Source organism: Pseudomonas agronomica (genome assembly GCF_025917275.1).
Lineage (GTDB): Bacteria > Pseudomonadota > Gammaproteobacteria > Pseudomonadales > Pseudomonadaceae > Aquipseudomonas > Aquipseudomonas agronomica.
In genome coordinates this window covers 1-4,924 of record NZ_JAOSHO010000382.1, presented here as the reverse complement: position 1 = coordinate 4,924, position 4,924 = coordinate 1, and the positions used below count along the sequence as shown (strand labels likewise).

Below are 4,924 nucleotides of genomic sequence, written 5' to 3'. Positions count from 1 at the left end.
TCGGCACTTGGAGTACTGAACGCCAAGTGCCAAACAAAAAGCCCGCTCAATGAGCGGGCTTTTTGTTGTCTGTCATTTACCTCCGTCCTACTGCTCGGCATTGCGGCTATGGCGATAGTCGCTGACCGCCTCATACACGGCCTTGCGCAAACGGTTGATGCCGCCAATCGGCCGATGAGCCTCAACACCAAACCATGGATTGAACGATTGGTTATCACACGCCAGGTTCAGCTTGGGCGTATCGAAATCCTGTGCCGGCACCTTGATCCGCGCCACCGTCTCGAACGGTGCATCGCTTTCCTGCCATTCGATGCTGGTGTCTTCGATCGGCATGTACTTGTTCGGATCTTGACGCTGGATCTGCAAGACAAAACAGGCCGGCACGCGATCGGTGGATAACTGCTGATTCAGCGCGCTACGCAAGAAATTCGGCAGATCCTGGTTCTGCGGCGGCAAGGTGTAGCCCGGGCAACTGTCCGGGTCCGGCGCGACGCGAAACTTGGCATTTGCCTCGCCGAATTTATAAGGCGATACCGAGAAATAAGTGGTCTGGGTCGGGCTGGCCGGCGGTGGCGAAAGTGTCGCCAGGGCGATGAATAAATGTCGGATCTGCCAGGTGCGTGGGTCGAGGCTCGGAAAGAACGCCATTGCCTTCTTTCCGTCAGCCTGAGCGGCCACATTCTGACGGTACTCGGCGACATCGCTGACAAAGAAATTCGGATGATTGAACATCACGAAATCCTGCTCACCCTTGGATTGCCGATCGGCCAGCAGTTGCTTGCCAGGCACGTCCAACAACTTGATGGCCATCCCTCGGGCATCGCGCAGGCTGTCGAATTGTGGATAGGCATTGCCGTTGGACAGACGGATGGTCGCTTGCCAGGTCTTGCCCGGTTCGGCGAATACACCCTGGCGCAACGGCGCAGGCAAGTCACTTGGCACCTGGACTTCGGCCATGACGCAACCGTGGGCCTTGGCATGGGCATCGCGCAGGTAACGCGTGCCTTCGCGGTGTTGGTCGACGATGCGGATGGCGGTCTGGATGATGTCCTGGCTCATGGCGCTTTCGCCGGGCGGTATCTGCTCCTTGTCCGGGACCGGGCCGCTGTTTTGCCAGGCAAACCAGGCTGTGGCCAATGCCCAGCCAAGCAGCCCGAGGCCCAGCAGCCACAGGAGCGTCTTGCCCAAAAAGGCGCCGAGGCGCAGCCAGAGCGTGATCAACATGCAAACATCCTTTTACCTGTGGGGTTCATCATTACAATTGCGACTCCAGCGGCCCGCCGAGCACTTTCAAATACTCCAGCAAGGCCCAGCGTTCCTGCGGTTGCAGCAAGCGCCCGATGACGCCGTTGCCTCGTTCGCCAGCGCGGAATTCATGCCCGCTGTTGTGGTTGCCGGTGATCTTGGTATCGAAGAGGAAACCGTTGGCAAAGGCTTCCGTGCGATAGCCCAAGTGCCGCGGATCGTATTCGAACGTGCCCTTATAGAAGGAAGTTGCCCGCTCATCCTGCGGCGACAACAACTGATAGATCGTCGGTACCGAGCCGTTGTGCAGGAAGGGCGGCGTGGCCCAGACGCCCGCCAATGGACGCGCTTTGTAGGCACGCAGCTCGCGAACGCCGATGGGCAGCCCGAAACCATCCAGGGCCGGGCGCTCGGCGGGGGTGACGCCGGCGTCGCGATAGGCGCGGTTTTCGACGAATGCCGTGACATAGGCCAGGCCCTTGGCGACCGAGACTTGGCTCAGATCCAACGGTTCTGTCGGGGTGGGGTGCAGTTGCACGTCGAGTTTGGCCAGCTCGGTCGGATCCCACTGCAGGCTGGTCAGGTTGAAGCGATGGTCGGCGATGTTGTTGGCCGTGCCGGGATCAGTGCCGATCACTTGCACCGGCAGCATGTGCAGTTGCTGGACTGGCCTGTCAGGACCTTGTACGTTAGGAACATGGCAACCGGCGCAGTTCTCGGCGAACAGTGCCCGGCCCTTGGCGGCCAAGGGTCTGTCGATCGAGCCCAACAATGCTTCCGGCCACGCTGGTGGCTTGAGCAGTTGCAGGGTTTCTTCGATCTTGTTCAGGTCGCGCACACGTACGCTGGAAGGGTAGCGCGCGTCACCTTGCAACGGCTTGCCCTGGGCATCGAAGAAATTCAAGGTGGCACCGACGCCCAACGCTTCGCCGACGTTACGGGCCATCGGTTGCTGAGCCGAACCGTTCCACTGGACCCAGTCGAACGTCCAGATATCCCACAACTGCGGGTAGTCCACCGGTGCATTGGCGACCCGGTAGTTTTCCGCCGAAATGGCGTCGCCGAAACTGGCATTGGCGATACGGCCAAAGGCGTCGGTGCGGCCGGGACCTTCCTGGGTCGGGTAGAGGCCGCGGTGCGTGTCGTTCCAGGCGGTGCGCAGGAAGTTGTCCAGGGAAACCTTGAACGCCTTGCGCAATTCTTCGTGGCGGGCGTCGTAGTCCTTGCCCAGTACTTGGCGGGCGAAGCGTTCGAATTTCCATGGGTTGTAGTAGGTCGAGGCCAGACTGGCGACCATGGCCTGTCCGAAACTGCCCCCGCGCAGTGTCGGAACAGTCGACGGCAGCACGTGTTGAGCGGAACCTCCATCGATCCGTATTGCCTGGCCCTTGAAATGCAATTCGCCGGTGTGGCAGGCGGCGCAAGTGATGTCCAGGTATTGCTCGCTGCTGCCTGCGTTCTGGTGTCGGGTGAAGCCTACCGGCAAATTGCCGGGGTTGTCCGGCGTGGCTTTTTGCGCCGGGTCCACCAGGAAACCGAAGCGCGCCAAGTATTCCGGCGACGCGAAGCGCTGCTGCGAAAACGGCAGTTCAAGCGCGGTGAACCAGTCGTAGCGCAGGCCTTTGACCTGGGTGCCCTGGGGCGTGAAATAGTAAGTCTGGCGCTCGGTGGTGCTCCATTGGTCCAGATAGTGCACCTGTTCGACAGGCGTGTAGGCCGGCAGGCGTGGGTTGGCGACGTAATAAAGCACGACGGCCACGACCACGACGAGCAGCGCGAGGATCAGCAGGAGGATGCGAGAGAGGATGCGCACGGTAACGTCCTTGTTTTTTTGATACGTCCTTATGCCTCAGCGCCGCTTGGCCGGCAAGTGGCCATTACCCTTGGGCGGCAGGGAGTGGCAACCTGTCCCCTGTACGAAATCGATGACAGATGCTTCATCTACCCAAGATTAAAAAGCGTTTGCCGACCTGAACTTATCATCGGTTTGTGGCTCACATGCCGGTAGCCATTGGTCGTGGCCGCCTGATAAGCTCGCGGCTTTACTCGATTGCCCTTTAGGCGCATGAACAAGGAAATAGCATGAAACAGCATCGGTTGGCGGCGGCGGTAGCCCTGGTTGGCCTGGTACTCGCGGGTTGCGACTCGCAGACCAGCGTAGAGCTGAAAACCCCGGCGCAGAAAGCTTCCTACGGTATTGGCCTGAACATGGGCAAGAGCCTGGCTCAGGAAGGTATGGATGACCTGGACTCCAAAGCGGTTGCCCAGGGCATCGAAGATGCCGTCGGCAAGAAAGAACAGAAGCTGAAAGACGAAGAATTGGTCGAGGCCTTTGCCGCACTGCAAAAACGTGCCGAAGAGCGCATGGCCAAGATGAGTGAAGAGTCGGCAGCGGCGGGCAAGAAATTCCTCGAGGAAAACGGCAAGAAGGCCGGCGTGACCACCACCGCTTCCGGCTTGCAGTACGAAGTGGTCAAGAAGGCCGACGGCGCACAGCCCAAGCCAACCGACGTAGTGACTGTTCACTACACCGGCAAGCTGACCAACGGCACCGTGTTTGACAGTTCCGTTGAGCGCGGCAGCCCGATTGACCTGCCGGTTAGCGGCGTGATCCCGGGTTGGGTCGAAGGCCTGCAACTGATGCACGTCGGCGAGAAGTACAAGCTGTACATCCCGAGTGACCTGGCCTACGGCGCCCAGAGCCCGAGCCCGGCCATTCCTGCCAACTCGGTCCTGGTGTTTGACCTGGAACTGTTGGCTATCAAGGATCCGGCAAAAGAAGACGCAGCCAAGTAATCGCGTCTGCTATAAAGACAACGCCTCGCTTATGCGGGGCGTTGTTGCATTCGGCTTTCGGTAGATGATGAAAAAAACCGAACGCCCGGCGCGGGCCACAGTCATAGGCAATACGGGCGCTGTGCTAGACGCAGTCGACCCATCAAGTCAATGAAATATTGGGTTTTTTTATGTGAGTAAAAAACGCCCGATCTAAGCCGAGCCCTTATGGAACGGGGGCTTCAGCGGTGAAACATAGCTCTGTTCACAAGGTTATCCACAATTTGTGTGGATAACATTTCAGCGGGAGAAAAAATGAAGGCGCCGTGGAATTTCACGCGATTCCTGCCCTTGGCGGGCCGGCTGCTGGCCCGCGGCAGATTGCCGACGCTCCTGTTTGCCGTTGCCAGCAAGGGCGCCCGGGAGGGTGGTCGACTGGGCAAGCTCAAGGACGACCTGCGCTTGCTGCAGGCGCTGTGCCTGGCCTACTGGCGTGGCGAATACCGGGCGGTCAGCGCCAAGTCGTTGCTCTCGGTGGTGGCGGGGCTCATGTACTTCCTCAGTCCCCTGGATGCGATTCCGGACTTGCTCCCCATGTTTGGCATGTTTGACGATATCGCCGTGCTGGCGTGGATCATGAAAACCCTCGACGACGAGCTGAGTGCGTTCCGTGCCTGGCGTGATCGCCAATCCCCCGAGAAACTCGCGCTGGTCGAAAGACTCCCCGACACCCCGGAACAGCTGCAGCTCCAAGGTCCAAAAAAGACCTGATTCGGTCCGTTTCCCTTCAGAACATCATCGCCCCGCGACCTTGGCTGCTATTTAGGATTACACTTCCTAGGAAAAAAGCTGACTCGCAAAGTGTTGTTGTCCTACGGGGTGTTCATGGATATTCAAATAATCA

At 59.2% G+C, this 4,924-nt stretch carries 4 protein-coding genes; 2 read left to right on the top strand and 2 right to left on the bottom strand.

The features are described 5' to 3' along the window. Nucleotides 1–87: 87 nt before the first annotated feature. On the bottom strand, nucleotides 88–1,224 hold the full coding sequence (locus OC610_RS21070) for a catalase family protein (RefSeq protein ID WP_264430460.1): 1,137 nt from the start codon (nucleotides 1,222–1,224) through the stop codon (nucleotides 88–90). A gap of 31 nt (nucleotides 1,225–1,255) precedes the next feature. After that, nucleotides 1,256–3,058, bottom strand: coding sequence for a c-type cytochrome (locus OC610_RS21065; RefSeq protein ID WP_264430458.1), 1,803 nt, complete (start codon nucleotides 3,056–3,058; stop codon nucleotides 1,256–1,258). A 269-nt stretch (nucleotides 3,059–3,327) separates the two neighbouring features. Here OC610_RS21065 and OC610_RS21060 point away from each other — a divergent pair, with 269 nt between their 5' ends. Then, entirely contained in the window at nucleotides 3,328–4,041 is a 714-nt protein-coding gene (locus OC610_RS21060) for an FKBP-type peptidyl-prolyl cis-trans isomerase (protein WP_030142016.1), read from the top strand. Between the two features lie 294 nt (nucleotides 4,042–4,335). Next, nucleotides 4,336–4,791, top strand: coding sequence for a YkvA family protein (locus tag OC610_RS21055; RefSeq protein WP_030142015.1), 456 nt, complete (start codon nucleotides 4,336–4,338; stop codon nucleotides 4,789–4,791). The last annotated feature ends 133 nt before the right edge of the window (nucleotides 4,792–4,924 follow it).

Coding starts and splice junctions, on each gene's coding strand:
- OC610_RS21070 (WP_264430460.1), bottom strand. CDS start 1,224: ATGTTGATCACGCTCTGGCTGCGCCTCGGCGCCTTTTTGGGCAAGACG.
- OC610_RS21060 (WP_030142016.1), top strand. CDS start 3,328: ATGAAACAGCATCGGTTGGCGGCGGCGGTAGCCCTGGTTGGCCTGGTA.
- OC610_RS21055 (WP_030142015.1), top strand. CDS start 4,336: ATGAAGGCGCCGTGGAATTTCACGCGATTCCTGCCCTTGGCGGGCCGG.